Raw genomic sequence first — 18,848 nt, 5'->3', positions numbered from 1 at the left:
GCCACCCCGTCCGTTCAGAAACGATAATCGTTGTCATGTAGGGTGCGGGGCATGGCAGCACGGGTCGTATTGGTAGCCGGGTTCACCCACCACGACGTGGCCGACGAACTCTGGCGGGCATCACCGGAATCGTCACTGGTCAGGCATGATCTGAGCAGCCTGGCCGAAGGGGTGGTGCGGCGCTGGGCCGACGGCCGGCTCACGGTGCTGGAGCTCGCGCACGGGTGCGTCTCGTGCACGTTGCGACTCGATCTCGTCCCACTGCTCGAAGGGCTGGACGGACGGGTGATCGTGCAGCTCGACCCGATGCTCGAGCCGGAGGCCGTCTGCTTCGCGCTGAGCGAGACGGAGGTGGAGATCGAGGCCGTGGTGACGGTGATCGACACCGCCACCTGGCTCGACGACGCGACCGGCGCCGACTCGCTCGCCGACCGCGGGATGCGCGCGGCCGAGGGCGACGAGCGGACCGTCGCGCAGGTCGTGGTGGGGCAGGCGGAGTTCGCGGACGCGCTGGTGCTGACCGGGCCGGCCGACCCGGTGCTCACCGCCGTGCTGGACCGGCTCACGCCCGGCGCGCCACGCCGGCAGCTGGACTCGCTCGACGTCGTCGACCTGCTGGCGGCGATTCCCGCCGGCGCGCGCCGTGGCGAGATCGATGACGGGTTCGGCTCGCTGCTGTTCGGGCGGCCGTCGCTGGAACCGGCACACGGCGTGTCCGTCGTCCACTTCACCGACCGGCGCCCGTTCCACCCCATGCGGCTGCACGACTGCATCGACGTGCTGCTCGACGGCGTGGTGCGTGTGCGCGGCCGGGTGTGGGTGGCGAGCCAGCCCGACGAGGCGCTGTGGCTGGAGTCCGCGGGCGGCGGGTTGCGCGTGGGCAACCTGGGACCGTGGGAGGGCGAACGCGACCAGGAGCTCGTCGTGATCACCAGGTTCGCCGACGCCGCCGAGATCACCGCGGCGCTGCGGTCGGCGCTGGTCACCGACGAGGAACTCGCGCTGGTCAGCGAGCTCGACTTCGCGGACCCGTTCACCGACTGGCACGAGGAGATGGAGCTCTGACGCGCACCTCGTGACCGTGCTGTCCGCGGTCAACCGACCTGAACGCCAGCGCTCCCAACGCGACGACCGCCAGCCAGACGTACGTGTCGAACTCGTGCAGACGGGTCACGAACACCAGGAACACGGCGGCGAAGGCCGGCCAGGCGTTGCCGCGCAGGGCGAGGAACACCAGCACCGGCACGCACCACACCCAGTGGTGCAGCCAGGAGACCGGTGAGGCCAGCAGCCCGGCACCCGCGATGACGAACAGTGCGCCGAGGTCGTCGCGGGTCCGCCGGGCCACGAGCACCGCGACAGCCACGACGACCGCGGCGAGCCCCGCCCACAGCAGCGTTTCGGCGCCGGGTGCGAGGCCGAAACCGCGCAGGAAGCCCCGGATCGACTGGTTGGTCGACAGCGACATGTCGCCGATGCGGTCCGGGTTCAGCAGCGAGTGCAGCCAGTACTGCAGCGAATCCCTTGGTGCGAACAGGAATCCCGCGACCGCCAGGCCCGCGAACGTGGCCGTCGTCGTGATCGCCGCCCGCCAGTCGCGCCGGGCGATGAAGTAGAGCACGAAGATCGCGGGCGTCAGCTTGATCGCCGCGGCGACACCGATCAGCACGCCGCGCCAGCGCTTGTCCGTCACCAGCACCACGTCGATCACGACCAGCGCCAGCAGGTACAGGTTGATCTGGCCGTAGCCGTACGTCGTCCACACCGGGTCCAGCGCCAGCGCGCCGATCGCCGCGAGCAGCCCGGCCGTCCACCGGAGATCGGGACGGACCTCGCCGGCCACGGCGACGCACACCGCGGTGAGCGCGACGAAGCCGGAGACGACCATCAGCGGGTTCAGCAACGTGCCCGGTACGAAGCTCAGGCCGCTGAACAGCATCGCCGCGATCGGCGGGTAGGTGAACGGCAACCGGGGGTCGAGCGGCGGGCCGGTGAACCCGACGTACAGGGGCCGGCCCTCGAACCAGGCGAGGCCGCCGAGCCGGTACACGTCCAGGTCGATCGGGTAATGACCGGACCACGTCACCAGCAGCCACGCCAAAGCGGCGAGCCAGAGGACAGCGGCCAGTCGAGAAAGAAATCTTCGCGGAACCAGATCGGTTTTCCGCGTCAGGGAAGCTGTTGACACCTATTCGAAATTAGCGACGGCCGATGTTGTTCACCTTGCTGAACAACCGGCAGAACCACCAGCAGAAGTGCTCTTGCCAGCAACGACGAGCGCACCTGGACGTCCATAAGGAAGCATGATGCGCAAGAGCGAAGGGGGTGCGCAGTGAGCACAACAGCGTTCGGGGACTTTCTCCGCTTTTACCGATCGCGTGTTCCGCTGACGCAGGAAGAACTCGCGGAACGGACGGGCTTGAGCACGCGGGCGATCAGCGACATGGAACGCGGCCGCACGCTCAGCCCGCAGTTCCGCACCGTGCAGCTGCTCGTCGGGGGACTCGGGCTGCGCGACGAGGAGGCGGCGGAGTTCACCGCGCTCGCCCGCGCCAGCCGGGTCGTCGCGGTGCGGGAACGGCCGGACGCGCCGTTCGTCGTGGCGTCCTCCTCGCTGCCGCCGGTGCTCATCGAGCTCACCGGCCGGGAGGCCGAGAAGGAGCTCCTGGACGGGTTCGCCGCGGACGCCGCGTCGTCGTCCCGGCTGCAGATCGCGGTGGTCCACGGCTCACCTGGTTCGGGCAAGACCGCACTGGCCGTGGACGCGGGCCATCGGCTGGGCGCGCGGTTCGCCGACGGCTGCGTGTTCCTCGACCTGCGCGGCACCGACGCCGAACCGCTGACACCGGAGAAGGCCGCGCACCGGCTGCTGCGTTCGTTCGGCGTGGACGAACGGCAGATCCCCGCCGACCCGGACGACAAGCTGTCGCTGTACCGGTCGCAGCTGCGCGACCGCACGGTGCTGCTGGTGCTCGACAACGCGGCGAACGAGGCGCAGGTGCGTCCGTTGCTGGCGTCCAGTCCCGGCACGCTCGTGCTGCTGACCAGCCGCCGCACCCTGAGCGGCCTCGACGTCCGGCACCGCCTCGCCCTCGCGTTGCTGCCGCTGGACCGTTCCGTCGCACTGCTGCGGGCCGTGACGGGCCCCGAACGGCTCGACGCCGAACCCGAGGCGGCCGAGCGGGTCGCCGAGCTGTGCGGTGGCACGCCGCTGGCGTTGCTGATCGCGGGCAACCGCCTCACGAGCAGACCGCAGTGGACGATCGGCCACCTCGCCGAGCAGCTGGAGGACGAGGGGCGCCGCCTGTCCGTGCTGCGGGCGGGCGACCTGCAGGTGCGGGCGGCGTTCGAGATCTCCTACGACCAGCTCAGCGCGGGCGCCGCCACCCTGTTCCGCAGGCTGGCTCTCCTGCCGAGCCCGGACACGAGCGTGGCGCTGGCCGGTGTCCTCGTCGACGACGCCGAGGAGGCGCTGGACGAACTGGCGGACGCGAGCCTGCTCGGCATCAGCGACACGCCCGGCCGCTACACCCGCCACGACCTGCTGCACGTCTTCGCCGCCGAACGACTGGAACTGGACGACGACCCGGCCGCCGTGCTCGCAGCACGCACACGTTTGCGCCACTGGCTCCTGGACACCGCGACCAGGGCCGCGCTGTTCTTCGACCACGACGTGCCGGCCGAGCGGTCGGGTCCGGTGCAGGACAAGGAATCCGCGTCCCGGTGGCTCGAACTCGAACTCGACAGCTGGCGCACCGCGGTGAAGGCAGGCGTGGACGCCGGCGAGCACGAACGCGTTCTGGCACTGGCACGGGCGATGCACTGGTACTCGGACATGCACGGTGTCGGCGAGCTGTGGCGTGAGGTCTTCTCCGCAGGGGCTCATTCGGCACGTCGGCTGGGCAACGCCAAGGACGCGGCGGAGCAGCTGAACTACCTGTCGTGGGCGCTGTACGCGTTGTGCGGCCAGCCGCACGAAGCACTGTCCGTGCACGAGGAGGCCGCGGCGGTACCGGTCGACGACACCGTCACCGAGGCTTGGACCTGCTACTACGGCTCGGCGATCCGGCGGCGGATCGGCGAGCCGGACAAGGCGGTGCGGCTGGGCCGCCGTTCCGTCGGCCTGTTCGAGCAGGCGGGCTACCGGATCGGCGAGAACCTCGCGCTCTCCCTGCTGGGCGTCGTGCTGCACACAGCCGGTGACCTCGCCGAGGCCGTCGAGGTGCAGCAACGCAGCGTCGATCAGCACCGCGAGGCCGGTGGCGACGACGAACTGCTGTCGATGCTGCTGATCCGGCTGGCGACGACGCTCGCGGCCGCGGGTCAGGTGATCGCCGCGATGGACCTGCTCGACGAGGCGGAGTCGCTGTTCCGCACACACTCCAACATCGCCGGAACCGCCCGTGTGCAGCACAACCGCGGGCTGGTGCTGATGGACGCTGGCCGGTTCGGCGAGGCACAGGAGCAACTGCTGGCGGCCCTCGACGAAGCGCGGCTGTCCGATCACCGGGTCGAGATCATGGCCCGGCTGGCCGAACTCGCCGACGCCGCCGGGGATGCGGCGCATGCCCGCGAGTACCGGGTGCGGGCGCTGGCGGAGTGCGACCGCTACGACACACCGGCGGTGCGCGTCACGGCGGCGAAACTGGTGGCCGCACTGGGATGAGCGGTCTGGGCCGTGTCATCGCCTCTTCGGCCAGGGGATCAGCAGCATGACGCCCGCTCCGGCGCACAGCAGCCCGATGGTCGTCCACAGCTGCTGCCCCGTCATGAAGCTGCCCTTGAGGTAGCCGAGGCCCTGCGCCGTCCACACCCCACCGAGCAGGAGCAGCACGACGCCGAGTCCGACCAACAGTTTTCTGCTCATGCGGGCGCAGCCTACCGGCGGCGTTCTCGCTGGTCGTCCGGCCAGCCGCGGAGTCTGTTCCGCGCATCGGGAAAAGTCCGGCGGAGTTTCCGTTATCGCCGGACGCCCCGGGCATCTCCTGGTCAGAGGCCCCCTGGACCGGCCGGTGAAGTGAACGCGGTCCGGAGTCCTCCGCTCCCTGTGCCAGTTCTGCCCGAAAGGACCTCCATGCCTCACGTCCTCAGTTCACGGTTGCGGCGGCGCGTGTGGATCGCCGCCCTCGCCGTGGCGGGCGTCGCGGCGTCCGCGGTGACCGCGAACGCGATGTTCTTCCACCCGCCCGCGCCGCCCCGGGCGAGCCAGACGTCCTCGCCCGCGGCCGCGGCGCCGGTGATCGCGGACACCACGACGCCACCGCCGGCCGGCACGACCACGCAGGCGGCCGAGACGACGAAGGCCGCCGTGGTCGCTCCGCCCAAGCCTCAGGAGCCGATCCCGCCGAACGCGGTGCGCGTCGCGGAGTTCGTCGCCGAGTGCCCGTTCACGCACCGGCTCCCGGACGACCCGATCGTCATGCCGAACCTCCCCGGCGCCTCGCACATGCACAGCTTCTTCGGCAACGCCTCCACCAACGCCCGTTCGGACGTCACGAGTCTGAGCAAGGCGACCAGCACGTGCAGCCCGAAGGTCGACCTGTCGTCGTACTGGGTGCCGACGCTGCTGGTCGACGGCCAGCCCGTCGAGCCGACCGGCACGACGTTCTACTACCTCGGCGAGGGGGTGCGCGACGACGTGACCGCGCGGATCCAGCCGCTGCCGTACGGACTGCGCATCGTCGCGGGCAACGCCAAGGCCACCGCTCCGGACAACACCACGATGTCGCGCTGGTCGTGCCTGCACGCCGGGCATGTCGGAGCGTCCAAGGACTTCGTGAACTGCCCGGCGGGCACGATGATCGAGTCCTACCTGGACTTCCCGCAGTGCTGGAACGGCAAGGACCTCGACTCCGCGGACCACAAGAGCCACATGTCCTACCCGGTCGCGGGCGACTGCCCGGCGACGCACCCCGTGCCCGTGCCGAAGCTGCGCCAGGTGCTGCGCTACCCCGCGAGCGGCGACCCGGCGCGCTTCAAGCTGTCGTCCGGTCCCGGGTTCACGATGCACGGCGACTTCTTCAACGTCTGGCCCGAAGCCGAGATGGCGCAGCGCGTGCGCGACTGCATCAACCGGATCGTCAAGTGCGGACCGGACGGCCGCCCATAGGGTCTGTATCGCAGTCTGGTCCGCGACAGCCGGGCCCGAGACGGCCCCTGGCGGCACGGCCGGACGACCCACATACAACACCGGTATGCGGGCCGTCCGGCCGCACCACCAGAAACCACCTCAAGCGCGACTCTCATCGAACCAGACTGCGATACAGACCCTGGCGAGCCCTCGTCCTCATCGCGGCCGTCCTGGTGGCGACGGGATGCGGAGCACCGGCCGGCGACTCCCCGCCGGCCGGTGCTCCGCCGGCCGGTCTCAGCGCCACGGACCTGGCGTTCATGGATCTGGTGATCCCCCAGAACGAGTCGACGCTCGCCGCACTCGATCTCACGGCGAGCCGGCCCGGCTCCGCGCTGCGCCCGGTGGCCGCTCAGCTGCAGGCCCTCTACCGGGCCGAACTGGCGCAGGTGCGGGAGCTGCTCGCCCAGACCGGCAGGCAGGAGAGCGACCAGCACGACGGGCACGACATGCCCGGCATGATCACGGCCGCCGAACTCGCTGCCGTCGGGTACGCCGAGGGCACCGCGTTCGACCAGCAGTTGACGGCGTTGCTGCGCACCCAGTTCGAGGAGGCGCGCACCGTCGCCCGCGCGGAGCTGTCGTCGGGCACGAGCAAGCCGATGGTGGAACTGAGCGCACGCATCGACAGCACGCGCGCGGAGTTCCTGACGCTTCTGGAAGACGCCTCGTGAGCGCGGTGCCGTCACCACCACTGATGACGGCACCCGCCCCCGCTCACTACGCCTGCTCGGCCTCGGTCGTCGCCGCGGGCTGACCGGCGGGCGCCTGGCGGTTCTCCAGCTTGATCCCGCACTTGCCGACCAGCGCGAGACCGGCGCCGATCGTCGTGGCCACCGGAGCGGCGAACGCCGCGACCAGCCCGAGAGCGACCGGCACCTCGAGCACCACGTCGTCCTTGCTGTCACGCACGACAACGCGACGGTTGATGCCCTCGCTGACCAGGCCACGCACGGCGTCGACCATCGAGTCGACGGCGTTGCGGGCGGACTCGGACGTGGATTCGCTCATGACTCTCCTAGAACCGCGGATCTTCCTGACGACTCCAGCCTGCCCGCGACCGGACGTCCTGCCATCAGGGTTTCCCCTGATCCCCACCTGATCTGCCCCTCGGAGGACCGGGTGGTCAGAGCTCCGTGTTGATGATGGCCTCCACGAGCACCTCTCCGTCCTCGGTCAGCGAGACTCCCCCGGCGTCGACGGAGACGAGGCCGCGCTCGGCCAGGGAGCCGAACTTCTCCCGCCACGGGCTGTCGTGCAGCGACCTGCAGTACCGGGCGCGGTGCAGGTCCGAGCGCACCGGTCGCAGGGTCGACAGCGCCATCTTGACCGCCCTCGCCTCCTGCGCTCCCGCGTCGAACCCGGTGGCGGAGCCGAGCGGTACGCGGCCCGCCTCGACGGCCTGGGCGTAGTTCTTCCAGTTCACGTCGGTGATCGCCTCGGAGGCGCGGCAGCTGGAACTGCCGCCCAGGCCGATCGCGACCTCGGCCTCCTGCTTGTCCTGGTCCACCATGATGGACTTCCACTTCTCCGGGCCGAGGCCGTCGCGGGCGAAGTACATCGTGGGGTGCTCGGTGTAGCCGGCGGCGCGCAGGCCGTCCGTCAGCACCTCGCGCATCCGGTACTGCTCCTGCAACGCAGGCCAGAAGTGCCCGTCGCGCACCAGCTTCTCGCGGTACTGCGGCAGCTGCCACGGCGCGGGCTGCTCCCCCGCCACTCCCGTCCTGGTCTCGGCGTAGGACTTCAGGTGCAGCTTGGTGCACACCACGGCGGTGACCTCGTTCTCCAGCACCACGTCGAGGTCTCGTTTGACGCTGTCGACGGTCTGGTCCAGCAGGCCGTACATCAGGTCGATGCTGACCCACTCGAAGCCGGCGGCCTGGGCGTTGCGCACGAAGTTGACGCACATCTGCGCGCTGTGCTCACGGCCGCACTCGCGCAGCACGTCGTCGTCGAACGACTGGACTCCGCTGGAGAGCTTGGTGCAGCCCAGCTCCCGCAGGGTCTCGAGCTTCGCCGGGGTGAACGTGCTCGGGTCGCCCTCGAAGCGGATCGTCGTCTCCTCGGTGAGCCCGAAGTTCTCGCGGTAGAAGCCGAGGAGCCGGCGGATGTCCTTCTCCGGCAACAACGACGGGGTGCCGCCGAAGACGTTGAACTCGCCGACGGGCGCGTTCGCGAGCTCCGGCACCCGTTGCAGCCAGATCTCGGCCTCCCTGATGTTCCAGTCCACCCACTGCGACAGCTTCTCCTCGTTGCGGCCGCCTTTGACGAGCACGACCGGGTACTGGCAGAAGCGGCACTTGTAGGCGCACGTGGGGATGTAGGACCAGAGGTGGATCGGTGCCGTGCCGGTGAGCTGGTCGCTCAGGTCGGCGAGGAAGTCGTCGACGCCGTAGCCGGGAACGTTGCCGGGGAACACGTGTGCGCCGAACGGGTCTTCGGTGACGTAGTCGAGCAGGTGCGCGTTGGCGGGGTCCTGCAGCGCCGCCCACACCCTGGGCTCGGAGCCGGTCAGAACACGGTTCATCAGAACACGCCTCCATTGCCGAAGTAGTTGTGCGCCTCCCCCGACTCGCGGTCCTCGCAGTAGTACTTCACGAACTCCGCGAACCGGTCCTCCGGCACCGCGTCGAAGCACTCCGGCAGCGGCGGCGGGTAGCCGATGTCCTCGCCGGCCGCAGCGCGCAGCCGGGCGAAGATCTCGTCCCGGAACTCGAGGTAGAGCCGGTAGGACGGCGTCTTGTACGAGTGGATGGGGAGGAAGTCGACGACGCTCGTCTCGGCCTTGATCTCCGCGATGCGCGTGGCGAGCCTGGCGGCCAGTTCCTCGCCGAAGAACGCGATCACGGCGTCCTCGTCCAGGAAGGACGGCGTCAGCAGGACGGGCAGGACGGTGTTCTTCGGGGTGAAGTCCTTGATCGAGAACTCCCAGGCCTGCAAGGCCTCGGCTTCGGTGAGGTCGGTGGTCTTCGGCGGCGCCTCCGGCCGGATGTCCCGCATGACGATGATGCCGTCGCTGCCGTACGCGCGGCCGGAGATGACCTCGTCGATGGCGTGGTCGACGCGCCGCGGGTTGATCTCGACCCGAGACTTCGGGGCGTAGGCGATGTCGTGACCGGAGCCCGCGACCTTGATGCCGAAGTCCCAGTCGTCGGACAGGTGGTTGACGAACTTCCCGTGCTGCAGCTGGTAGAAGATCTCGATGCCGCCGACGTCCTCGTAGGCCTCGCGCTCGACCGCGAAGCCCTTGCCGTCGGGAAACCCGCCGAACAACGAGAACGTCACCGCGCGGCACCGCAACGTGCGCTGGATGGCGTCCCAGAGCCGTGGCCTGCCGACGAAGTGCTCGGCGTTGTAGTAGTAGTCGCACACCCCGATCGCGGCCTTGTCCTTGTCCATCACCGCGAGCAGTTCGACGAGCCAGCGGCGGTCGACCCGGCAGTCCGCGTCGGCCGACACGAGGTAGAAGCGCACGCCGGGGTCCTTGCGGTTGCGACTGCGGCGCGCCGCGAACTCCATGCCGGCACTGCGCGCACAGGCCACGCCCTGCTCGCGTTCGCTGATCACGTGGATCTCGACCGGCGAGGTCCCGGCGAACCGGCGGGCGATCTCGACCGTGTCGTCCGTGGAGTTGTTGTCCACCAGCACGATCTCGTAGGTGGCGGGGTCGATGTCCTCCTGGTCGCGCAGAGACCGCAGCACGGTCTCGATGTTCGCGGCTTCGTCGAACACCGGCAGCACCACGCTGAGCCGGACCTGCGGCCCCATCGCGGGCGGGAACAACGTGCTCACCAGATCGGTCGCGGCCTCGCGGGTGTGCGTGCCGAGCTTGCTGTTGTGCGCCACCACTTCCGCCCGCCTCTCCGCGTTCGTCATGAGTTCGTGGACCTGCCGGGCGAACTCCGGGGTCGGCAGGTCGTGCTCCAGGATGTCGAGCACCGGCGCCTCGTAGCCCGCGTACACCGTGTCGTACAGGGCGTAGCGGCTCGCGATGTACGGCACACCGGCCGCGATCGCCTCGCCGACGGGGTTGCCGAAGCTCTCGTAGTCGTACGACGTCAGGAACGACACGACATCGGCGTGCGCAAGCAGGTCGCGCACCGAGAACCCCGGACCCGCCGACTCGCACGGTTCCAGGACGCCGCCGAAGACGACCGGCACCCGAAGCTCTTCCGCAAGCTCACGGAGCTTCCTGGTCTCGGCCGGGTCCTCCTCGGTGTCGCCGGCGACGAACAGGCAGGTGCCCGGCAGCCGGGCCACCAGGTGCAGGTCGCGGTCGATGCGCTTCTGCGGGATGATCCTCGTGAACCTGGCGATGATCTTCGTGCCCGGTGCGATGCCGTGGTGCTGGAGGAAGTCGGGCCTGCCGGGGCGGTCCGGCTCGGTGAAGGTGTTCGGCAGCAGGTCGAGGTTGCGCAGCTGCGGCATCCACTCCAGCGTGCGCCGTCTCGCCTCGTCGTGCAGCGCGAAGTAGTGGATGTGCGGCGAGTTGACCATCGGAGGCGTTGCGGGATAGGGGAAGCTGCCGTACTTGGCCGGCTCGCTCTGCCACATCAGGTCGTGGTCGCGCCACAGCACGTAGCGGCCGAGGTCGTGCGCGGCGCCATATCGGGCGATCGCCCGGTAGAGCGCTTTCGTGTAGGCGACGTTCTCCGGCAGTGTGCCGTTCTCGACCATGACGAGCGCGACCTCGCGGTCTTCCCAGGTGCGCACGATCGCATCGGCGAGAGCCTCGGTGACGCGATCCGTGTCCGGCACCTCGTCGCGGCGCACGGATTCCAACGTCGCCGCCACGAATTCGCTGTCGTATCCGGCGATGTGCGCAATGCCGTCGACGCGGTCGAGTTCCACCCAGTCCGGCACGCGTTCGTGCCGGTAATCCTGGAAAAAACGGCCTTTGTCGGCCTTGATGTCGTAACCGAGGTCGAGATGAACGCGATAGCCCTGGTCAGCGAAGGATCTGGCGGACTTGAGAAACTCGACCACCACGCCGGACATGGCCGTGGCATCGAACGAGACACCCCAAAGAGCCGGCATAGGCTGCTCCGTTTCGAGTGATTCACTCTCACCCGAACCTAGCATGAAAGCGCTCTCCCGCCAGATCGCGTCTCAATCGGTCTCAGCACTGTCCATTGAGGACTTCCTTGTCGATCGGCACCGTCGAAGGCGGCCGGTCGACGCGCGTCCCCGCCGTCGCGAGATCGGTGAATCCGGCACTGACCAGCGCATCCGTCTGGCACAATCCGCGACTCAGCGCCGCGGCGAGCAGCGCCGAACGACCAGGGGGACTCCCGCCATGCACGCACGAACACGAAGAGCCGCGATCGGCCTCCTGCTGACGGCGGGCCTGATCGCGTCGGCCTCCACCTCGGCGGCCGCCCAGCCCACCGGCATCAGCGTCGGGGACAACCCGATCGCGATCGAGATCAGCCCCGACGGAACCCGCGCGTACGTCAGCAACGCGGCCGATCGCACGGTGTCGGTCATCAGCACCGCGAGCCGGACGGTCACCGCCACCGTCAACGTCGGCACACAGCCGGAGGGCATCGCCTTCAGCCCGGACAGCCGCACCGCCTACGTCACGAACGCCGGCGACCACAACACCGACTGGGGCTCGGTCTCGGTGATCGACACCGCGACCAGCACGGTCACCAGGACCGTGTCGGTCGATCCGCTGAAGGCTCCGAAGGCCATCGCCGTGGCGCCGGACGGCAGCAAGGCGTACGCCGTCGGGTCCAACCACCTGGCGGTGATCAACACGGCCACCGGTGTCTCCCACCCGGTCTACGTCGGCGGCAACGCGACGGACGTGCAGATCACCCCGGACGGTTCCCGCCTCTACGTCGCGGACTTCTACAACAGTCGCGTCGTGGTGGTGAGCACCGCGACCGAGAGCGTGATCGCCACCGTGCCGCTGCCCACCGCGCCCAACCACATCGCCATCACGCCGAACGGCACGCGCGCGTACGTCACCAGCTACTCGAGCAACAAGGTCTACCTGATCACCACCGCGGACAACCAGATCGGCGCCACCGTGGACGTGCCAGGAGGCCCTCTGGGCGTGGCCGCCGCACCGAACGGCGGCCAGATCTACCTCACCGGGCACCAGGCGCACACCCTCATGACGTTGAGCGTGAACACCAACACGATCATCCAGACCAGGCCGGGCGGCTGGTACCCGCGATCCGTGGCCATCACGCCGAACGGCTTCGAGGCCTACGCGCTGCAGGCCTACTACGTCTCGGTCACCGACATCTCCAGCGTGAACGAGCCCGGTCCCGACCGGCTGGTACGCGGCGAGAGCCTCACCGCGTACCAGTCCAGGACCTCGCCGGACGGCAAGTACCGGCTGCTCATGCAGGCCGACGGCAACCTGGTGCTCTACGTCGCGGCGACCAACCAGGCGTTGTGGGCCACCCACACCCACGGCTCAGGCGCCACCCGCGTCACGTTGCAGCACGACGGCAACCTCGTCCTGTACGCCCCGAACAACGTGCCGAAGTGGAGCACCCACACCTGGAACACGGCGGCCGACCGCCTGCTCGTGCAGAACGACTCCGGCCTCGCGCTCTACGGCCCCGGCGGCACCCGCTTCTGGACGCGCTAGCGGCTATTTCGTCGATCCGGCCAGCACGCCCTGCACGAAGTACTTCTGGAACACCAGGAACACGCCGAGCGGCACGACCATCGACAGGAACGCGCCCGTCGAGAGCATGTCGATGTTCGTGCCGAACTGGCGCAGCTGGGCCCGTAGCGCCACCGTGATCGGCGCCGAGTCCTGGTCCGCGAACACCAGGGCCACCAGGAGGTCGTTCCACACCCAGAGGAACTGGAAGATCGTCAGGGAGGCGATCGCCGGCTTGGCCACCGGCAGGATCACCCGCTTGAAGATCACCCACTCCGTCGCGCCGTCCATCCGCGCGGCCTCGATGAGGTCGCGCGGGATGCCGGTGAAGAAGTTGCGCAGCAGGAAGATGGCGAACGGCAGCCCGAACGCGACGTGGAACAGCACCACGCCGGTGATCGTGCCGAACAGCCCCAGCGCGCCGAACAGCTTCGCCACCGGGATCAGCGCGACCTGGATCGGCATGACCAGCAACCCGACGACGACCACGGTCAGCGTCTCGCGGCCGGGGAACTCGATCCACGCCAGGGCGTACGAGGCCAGCGACGCCATCACGACGACCAGCACCGTGGCGGGGACGGCGATGTAGAAGGTGTTCAGGAACGACTGCCACACCGCCTGGTTCGCGACGAGATCGGCGTAGTTGGCCAGCGTCAGCTCGGCGGGCTTGGTGAACACCGTCCACCAGCCGTTCGCGGTGTTGGCCGACTCGTCGCGCAACGACGCGATCAGCAGGCCGAACACCGGCACCAGCCAGAACACCGCCACCAGGGCGAGCACGACCTGCACGAAACCGTTGCCGAGCCGGGCGACGAGCCGCGTCAGCACACTCCGCTTCGGCGCGCCGGACACCGGCACGTCGATGCGGACCTCTTCGGCCACCAGGGTCATGACCGCTCCCGTCGGAATCGGCGGATGTTGAACAGCATCGCCGGGGCCACCAGCAGGAACAGGATCACCGCGAGCGCGCTGCCCGCCCCCTGGTCGCCGCCCGTGCCGAAGGACACCTGCCACATCTGCAGGGCCAGCACGTTGGCCTCGGACTGCACCGAGCCCGGCGCGATGACGAACACCAGCTCGAAGATCTTCAGCACGTTGATCACGAGCGTCACGAACACCACCAGCAGCACCGGCGAGAGCAGCGGGATGGTGACGCGCTTGAACACCTGCCACTCGGTCGCGCCGTCGACCCGCGCGGCCTCCAGCGCGTCCCGCGGGATCGCCGAGAGGCCCGCCGCGATGAACGTGATCGCGAACCCGGTCATGATCCAGATCCAGGACGAGATGATCACCGGGGTGATCAGCGACGCCCCGAGCCAGGTGAGGCCGCGGAACGGCAGCGTGAAGTTCTCCGCGGGCAGCCGCACGGTCACGTCGCCCGCACCGAGGTCGGGGAACGTGAACCTGCCGTCGTCCCCGGTCGTCGTGCGGGCGACGACCTGGCCGTCCCGCACGGCCTCCACCGCGACGCCGGGCAGGCCGCGCTCGGTCGGGTCGACCGCGCCGGCCCTGCCGCCGACCGACACGTCGAGCCACAGCACACCGCGCAGCTCACCGGTGCCCGCGGTCGGCGGCGAGGCCGGAAGCGCCTGCGGGGGCACGTCCTGCCGCGAGTACCCGATGAGCGGCAACGAGATCGTGTCACCCGCCTTTGCCGGCCGGATCGAGGCGAAACCCGCTTCCGTTGCGGCATAACCGTCACGCGGCCGCGCGCCGGGATACTGCGACGCAGGGCTGAACATGTCGTGCACACCGACGACGACCGCGTTCACGACGCCCTGGTTCGGCGCCTCGTCGTACACGAGCCGGAAGATGATGCCCGAGGCGAACAACGAGATCGCCATCGGCATGAACAGCACCAGCCGGAACGCGGTCGCCCACCTGATGCGCTCGGTCAGCACCGCGAGGACCAGGCCGATGCCGGTGACGGCCGCCGGGGCGACCACCACCCAGATCACGTTGTTGCGGAACGCGGTCAGCGTCCGCGTGTCGGTGAAGGTGTCGACGTAGTTGCGCAGGCCGACGAACTCGTCCCCGCTCGCGTCGAAGAAGCTGCGGATCAGCGAGAACACCAGCGGGTAGAGCACCAGCGCCGCGAGCAGCACCAGCGCGGGGAGCAGGAACGGGATCGCCTGCCGGGGCGAGCGCCCCGGCGCGGCGTCCACGTTCACCCGAAGCCTCACCATCTGCAGTCCTCCGGAATGATCCCGGCCTTCGAGCCGGAAAGGAATCGAGCTCCTGCCCGGCGCGGCGCGGGCCCTGTCACAACCGCCGACACGGCATGGCTCGCGCAATCCGGCCCAACGAGGCAAAACCAGGACTTGGTAGTTTGGGCGCAATGGACGAGCAGGTGAAGCGGGCCTTCCGGTATCGCTTCTATCCCACCGAAGCGCAGGCCGCAGAGCTGTCGCGAACGTTCGGTTGTGTCCGCAAGGTCTACAACCTTGCACTGCAGGCCCGTGCTGAGGCGTGGACGCAACGTGGCGAACGGATCGGCTACGACGCGACTTCGGCCTTTCTGACCGCATGGAAACGCACCGAAGAACTGGCGTTTCTGCGCGAGGTGTCGGCGGTACCGCTGCAACAGACGCTGCGCCATCTGCAGGCCGCGTTCACCAACTTCTTCGCCAAGCGTGCCGGACATCCGCGGTTCAAGTCTCTGAAGAAGTCGCGTGCCAGCGCGGAGTACACACGCTCGGCGTTCCGATGGCGTGATGGAATGCTCACGCTGGCGAAGATGGCTGAGCCGTTGGACATACGATGGTCGCGGCCCTTGCCCAAAGGAGCGGCGCCCTCGACGGTGACGGTGTCGCGAGACCCAGCCGGGCGCTGGTTCGTGTGCCTGCTGTGCGAGGACGCTGGCGTGACATCCTTGCCCGCCACCAATGCGGTCGTGGGCATCGATCTCGGTCTTGATCACTTGCTGGTTCTCTCGACCGGCGAGAAGATCAGCAATCCACGGCACGAACGCCGCGACCGAACCGTGCTCACCAAGGCACAGCGGGCTTTGTACCGCAAACAAAAAGGCAGCAGCAACCGAGACAAGGCCCGCATCAAGGTCGCCCGCGTGCATGCAAGGATCGCCGACCGGCGCATGGACCACCTGCACAAGATCAGCACTCGGCTCGTGCGTGAGAACCAAACGCTCGTGATTGAGGATCTGGCAGTGTCGAACATGCTCAAACACCACCGCCTCGCCCGCACCATCAGTGACGCGGGCTGGCGGCAGTTCCGGCAACTGCTGGAGTACAAAGCAGGTTGGTACGGACGAGAAGTGATCACCGTGAATCGTTGGTTCCCGTCTTCCAAGCTGTGCTCGGTTTGCGGTGCACAGGCGGCGAAGATGCCTCTGCACATGCGTACCTGGACCTGTGGCTGCGGGACGACCCATGACCGGGACGTGAACGCAGCACGCAACATTCTGGCCGCTGGGCTGGCGGCGACAGTCTGTGGAGCTGACGTAAGACCTCAACGGAACACTCCGGGCGGGCTGTCGGTGATGAAGCAGAAACCCTGCGACGCGAGCCGTGGGACTCCCCCTCGTTGATGAGGGAGAGCAAGTCAATTGCCGTAGGCCTTCGCCGCGTTGGCTTCCAGCCGTTGCATGATCCCGTCGACGTTCTTCGGGTCGGCCAGGAAGTCCTGCAGGTCCTTCCACTCCCCCGCGCCCTTCGTGCCACCGAACGCGGCCGGCGCGAGGTCGGACATGTCGAACCGGACGTTGTCGCCCGCGTCGACGATCCGCTTGGCGAGCTCCTGGGTCACGGCGTCGGGGTACGCGGACTCCGGGATGTCCTTGTTGGGCGACAGGAACCCGCCCAGCTCGGCCCAGACCTTGCCGGACTCGGGCGAGGCCAGGAACTTCATCAGCTCGGTGGTCGCCTTGTCGTCCTTGAACTGCACGGCCATGTCACCACCGGCGACCACGGCGTCCTTGCTGCCCGCGACCGACGGAAACGGGAAGAACTTCGCGTCCTCGCCGACCTTCGCCTTGGTGTTCGTGGTGATGATGCTGGCGACGAAGTCCGCCTCGAACACCATCGCGGCCGTGGAGGGCTCGCCGAAGACGTTGGTCACGGACTTCGGGAACTCGGTCTGCAGCGCGCCGCCCGCGATCAGCGTCGGGTCGCCCCAGAGCTTCGCCAGTTCCTCCAACGCCTTGCGCACGGTCGGGTCGGTCCACGGGATCTCGTGCTTCGCGAGCTTGTCGTAGTTGTCCGGGCCCGCGGTGCGCAGGTAGACGTTCTCGAACCAGTCGGTGAGCGTCCAGCCGTCCGCACCGCCGACCGACACCGCGGCGAGCCCGGTCTCGGAGATCGCCTTGCTGGTCTTGATCAGGTCGTCCCACGTCGCCGGCGGCGTGGCACCGACCTGTTGGAAGGCCTTCTCGCTGTACCAGAACGCGGACTTGTTGGCGGTCTTGAAGGTGAAGCCGTAGAGCTTGCCGTCGACGCTGCCGAGCTTCTTCCACACCGCCGCGTTGTGGTCGGTGACGGCCTTCTCGACGTCGGCGTTCACCGGCTTCAGCGCGCCCGCCTCGGCGAACTGCGCGACGAGGCCCGGCTGGGCGATCAGGGCGACGTTCGGTGGTGTGCCGCCCGAGATTCTGGTCTGCACCACCGTCGGCAGCTCGTCACCGGCGGGTGTGTACTTGACCTCGGCACCCGTCTTGTCGGTGAAGACCTTCAGCACCTGCTCGAAGCTCTTCTGCTCGTCGCCGGTCCAGGGGCCGACGACCTCGACGGTCTGGCCCTTGAGGTCCTCGGTGGTCCCGGTTCCCGCCGCACCGCCGGAGCACGCGGCGGCGGTGAGCGCGAGCAACGCGATCCATTGCTTCCTCATTGAAGCTCCTACTTCCAGATCGAGGACCCGGTGGCCGGGTCGAAGAAGTGCAGCCGGGAGGTGTCCACCCAGGCGGCGACGGGTTGTCCTTCGTAGATGCGCGTGCGCGGGCTGAACCGTCCGACGAGGACGGTCCCCTTGCTCGCCCTGGGCAGGTCGTCGGTGCCGGCGTCCTTCGCCAGCTCCCTGGTGTCGTCGGTGACGACCGGCGGGACGTCGACCGGGAAGTGCACGAGGACGTCCGAGCCCATGGCCTCGACCAGGTCTGCGACGGAGTGCAGGATCTCGCCTTCGCGGGCGTCGGCCAGAGCCGTGTCCTCCATGTCCTCCGGGCGGATGCCGACCACGACGTCGTGGCCGACGTACTGCTTGAGCGCGGGCCTTTGCTGCAGGACGGACTCCGGCAGCAGCAGCGCGTCGGAGCCCAGCGAGACCCAGAAGCGGCCGTCGGGGTCCTCGTCGAGCTTCGCGGACACGAGGTTCATGCCCGGCGAGCCGATGAACCCGGCGACGAACAGGTTGACCGGCCGGTCGTAGAGCTCCTGCGGCGGTCCGACCTGCTGCAGCACGCCGCGGCGCATCACGGCCACGCGGTCGCCCAGCGTCATGGCCTCGGTCTGGTCGTGCGTGACGTACACGGTCGTCACGCCGATCTCGCGCTGGATCCGCGCGATCTGCGCCCGCATCTGCACGCGCAGCTTGGCGTCCAGATTGGACAGCGGCTCGTCCATCAGGAACGCCTGCGGTGCCCGCACGATCGCCCGGCCCATCGCGACGCGCTGGCGTTGCCCGCCGGAGAGGTTGCGGGGCTTGCGGTCGAGGTGCTCGGTCAGTTCGAGGACCTCGGCGACCTCGCGGACCCGGTGGTCGATCTCCTTCTTCGGGAGCTTGCGCAGCGTGAGGCCGAACGCGATGTTGTCGTAGACGTTCAGGTGCGGGTAGAGCGCGTACGACTGGAACACCATCGCCACGTCGCGGTCACGTGACGGCACGTCGTTGACGACGTTCTCACCGATGTGGATCGTGCCCTCGGTGATCTGTTCGAGCCCGGCGATCATCCGCAGCGCCGTCGTCTTGCCGCAGCCCGACGGGCCCACGAGCACCAGGAACTCGCCGTCGCGGATCTCCAGGTTGAGGTCGGTGACCGCACGGGTGCCGTCACCGTAGGCCTTGCCCAGCCCCGTCAGAACGACTTCTGCCACGCCAACTCCCTGGTTCGGTGTGGTGCAGACCGTAGGCCCGCCATCCCTA

At 68.8% G+C, this 18,848-nt stretch carries 15 protein-coding genes; 6 read left to right on the top strand and 9 right to left on the bottom strand.

Annotated elements, in window-relative coordinates; all coding sequences use genetic code 11:
- The first annotated feature begins 51 nt into the window (after positions 1–51).
- Positions 52–1,065, top strand: a complete 1,014-nt coding sequence (locus SK571_RS43400) for a GTP-binding protein (RefSeq protein ID WP_319989946.1) — start codon at positions 52–54, stop codon at positions 1,063–1,065.
- On the opposite strand, the gene SK571_RS43395 is transcribed toward SK571_RS43400, so the two are convergent.
- A complete protein-coding gene (locus SK571_RS43395; protein ID WP_319989944.1) occupies positions 1,034–2,188 on the bottom strand; it encodes a glycosyltransferase 87 family protein in 1,155 nt (384 codons plus the stop codon). The two genes, SK571_RS43400 and SK571_RS43395, sit on opposite strands and share 32 nt — an antisense overlap.
- A 144-nt stretch (positions 2,189–2,332) precedes the next feature.
- Between SK571_RS43395 and SK571_RS43390 the strand changes: the two genes are divergently transcribed.
- A complete protein-coding gene (locus tag SK571_RS43390; RefSeq protein WP_319989943.1) occupies positions 2,333–4,666 on the top strand; it encodes an ATP-binding protein in 2,334 nt (777 codons plus the stop codon).
- A 15-nt stretch (positions 4,667–4,681) separates the two neighbouring features.
- On the opposite strand, the gene SK571_RS43385 is transcribed toward SK571_RS43390, so the two are convergent.
- Positions 4,682–4,867 (bottom strand): hypothetical protein, encoded by a 186-nt coding sequence (locus tag SK571_RS43385; protein WP_090005767.1) that lies wholly within the window; start codon positions 4,865–4,867, stop codon positions 4,682–4,684.
- A 207-nt stretch (positions 4,868–5,074) separates the two neighbouring features.
- Here SK571_RS43385 and SK571_RS43380 point away from each other — a divergent pair, with 207 nt between their 5' ends.
- A complete protein-coding gene (locus SK571_RS43380) occupies positions 5,075–6,109 on the top strand; it encodes a DUF1996 domain-containing protein (RefSeq protein ID WP_319989942.1) in 1,035 nt (344 codons plus the stop codon).
- A gap of 281 nt (positions 6,110–6,390) precedes the next feature.
- Positions 6,391–6,804, top strand: coding sequence for a DUF305 domain-containing protein (locus SK571_RS43375; RefSeq protein ID WP_319989941.1), 414 nt, complete (start codon positions 6,391–6,393; stop codon positions 6,802–6,804).
- 46 nt (positions 6,805–6,850) lie between these two features.
- Here the strand turns inward: SK571_RS43375 and SK571_RS43370 are convergent, their stop codons facing one another.
- The 3 genes from SK571_RS43370 to SK571_RS43360 form a co-directional block, all read right to left on the bottom strand.
- Complete coding sequence (locus SK571_RS43370) at positions 6,851–7,141, bottom strand: DUF4342 domain-containing protein (RefSeq protein WP_319989940.1); 291 nt, start codon at positions 7,139–7,141, stop codon at positions 6,851–6,853.
- A gap of 115 nt (positions 7,142–7,256) precedes the next feature.
- Complete coding sequence (locus SK571_RS43365; RefSeq protein ID WP_319989938.1) at positions 7,257–8,657, bottom strand: radical SAM protein; 1,401 nt, start codon at positions 8,655–8,657, stop codon at positions 7,257–7,259.
- Positions 8,657–11,167 carry a glycosyltransferase gene (locus SK571_RS43360; RefSeq protein WP_319989937.1) on the bottom strand — a complete coding sequence of 837 codons (2,511 nt, stop codon included), beginning with the start codon at positions 11,165–11,167 and terminating at the stop codon, positions 8,657–8,659. Before SK571_RS43360 ends, SK571_RS43365 begins: the two co-directional genes overlap by 1 nt.
- Before the next feature lie 259 nt (positions 11,168–11,426).
- Between SK571_RS43360 and SK571_RS43355 the strand changes: the two genes are divergently transcribed.
- The gene (locus tag SK571_RS43355) at positions 11,427–12,737 is read left to right on the top strand and encodes a hypothetical protein (RefSeq protein WP_319989936.1); all 1,311 of its coding nucleotides are present in this window, start codon (positions 11,427–11,429) and stop codon (positions 12,735–12,737) included.
- Positions 12,738–12,740: 3 nt separating this feature from the next.
- Here the strand turns inward: SK571_RS43355 and SK571_RS43350 are convergent, their stop codons facing one another.
- Positions 12,741–13,646, bottom strand: coding sequence for a carbohydrate ABC transporter permease (locus SK571_RS43350; protein WP_319989935.1), 906 nt, complete (start codon positions 13,644–13,646; stop codon positions 12,741–12,743).
- Complete coding sequence (locus SK571_RS43345; protein WP_319989934.1) at positions 13,643–14,941, bottom strand: ABC transporter permease subunit; 1,299 nt, start codon at positions 14,939–14,941, stop codon at positions 13,643–13,645. Before SK571_RS43345 ends, SK571_RS43350 begins: the two co-directional genes overlap by 4 nt.
- Positions 14,942–15,093: 152 nt before the next feature.
- Between SK571_RS43345 and SK571_RS43340 the strand changes: the two genes are divergently transcribed.
- Positions 15,094–16,302: an RNA-guided endonuclease InsQ/TnpB family protein gene (locus SK571_RS43340; RefSeq protein ID WP_319989933.1), complete on the top strand. Its 1,209-nt coding sequence runs from the start codon at positions 15,094–15,096 to the stop codon at positions 16,300–16,302.
- A gap of 14 nt (positions 16,303–16,316) precedes the next feature.
- Here the strand turns inward: SK571_RS43340 and SK571_RS43335 are convergent, their stop codons facing one another.
- Together SK571_RS43335 and SK571_RS43330 are read right to left on the bottom strand one after the other, a co-directional pair.
- A complete protein-coding gene (locus SK571_RS43335) occupies positions 16,317–17,597 on the bottom strand; it encodes an ABC transporter substrate-binding protein (RefSeq protein WP_319989932.1) in 1,281 nt (426 codons plus the stop codon).
- An 8-nt stretch (positions 17,598–17,605) separates the two neighbouring features.
- Positions 17,606–18,799 (bottom strand): ABC transporter ATP-binding protein, encoded by a 1,194-nt coding sequence (locus tag SK571_RS43330; RefSeq protein WP_319989931.1) that lies wholly within the window; start codon positions 18,797–18,799, stop codon positions 17,606–17,608.
- Positions 18,800–18,848 lie beyond the last annotated feature (49 nt).

Origin of the sequence: Lentzea kristufekii (genome assembly GCF_033949925.1) — a bacterium.
In the GTDB taxonomy this organism is placed as follows: domain Bacteria; phylum Actinomycetota; class Actinomycetes; order Mycobacteriales; family Pseudonocardiaceae; genus Lentzea; species Lentzea kristufekii.
The sequence above is the reverse complement of the archived record's forward strand: the minus strand, read 5'-3'. Positions and strand labels throughout refer to the sequence as shown.

What these genes read in the sequence shown, in the direction of transcription:
- SK571_RS43400 (WP_319989946.1), top strand. Translation starts at nt 52, where the DNA reads ATGGCAGCACGGGTCGTATTGGTAGCCGGGTTCACCCACCACGACGTG.
- SK571_RS43385 (WP_090005767.1), bottom strand. Translation starts at nt 4,867, where the DNA reads ATGAGCAGAAAACTGTTGGTCGGACTCGGCGTCGTGCTGCTCCTGCTC.
- SK571_RS43380 (WP_319989942.1), top strand. Translation starts at nt 5,075, where the DNA reads ATGCCTCACGTCCTCAGTTCACGGTTGCGGCGGCGCGTGTGGATCGCC.
- SK571_RS43375 (WP_319989941.1), top strand. Translation starts at nt 6,391, where the DNA reads ATGGATCTGGTGATCCCCCAGAACGAGTCGACGCTCGCCGCACTCGAT.
- SK571_RS43370 (WP_319989940.1), bottom strand. Translation starts at nt 7,141, where the DNA reads ATGAGCGAATCCACGTCCGAGTCCGCCCGCAACGCCGTCGACTCGATG.
- SK571_RS43365 (WP_319989938.1), bottom strand. Translation starts at nt 8,657, where the DNA reads ATGAACCGTGTTCTGACCGGCTCCGAGCCCAGGGTGTGGGCGGCGCTG.
- SK571_RS43360 (WP_319989937.1), bottom strand. Translation starts at nt 11,167, where the DNA reads ATGCCGGCTCTTTGGGGTGTCTCGTTCGATGCCACGGCCATGTCCGGC.
- SK571_RS43355 (WP_319989936.1), top strand. Translation starts at nt 11,427, where the DNA reads ATGCACGCACGAACACGAAGAGCCGCGATCGGCCTCCTGCTGACGGCG.
- SK571_RS43350 (WP_319989935.1), bottom strand. Translation starts at nt 13,646, where the DNA reads ATGACCCTGGTGGCCGAAGAGGTCCGCATCGACGTGCCGGTGTCCGGC.
- SK571_RS43345 (WP_319989934.1), bottom strand. Translation starts at nt 14,941, where the DNA reads ATGGTGAGGCTTCGGGTGAACGTGGACGCCGCGCCGGGGCGCTCGCCC.
- SK571_RS43340 (WP_319989933.1), top strand. Translation starts at nt 15,094, where the DNA reads ATGGACGAGCAGGTGAAGCGGGCCTTCCGGTATCGCTTCTATCCCACC.
- SK571_RS43335 (WP_319989932.1), bottom strand. Translation starts at nt 17,597, where the DNA reads ATGAGGAAGCAATGGATCGCGTTGCTCGCGCTCACCGCCGCCGCGTGC.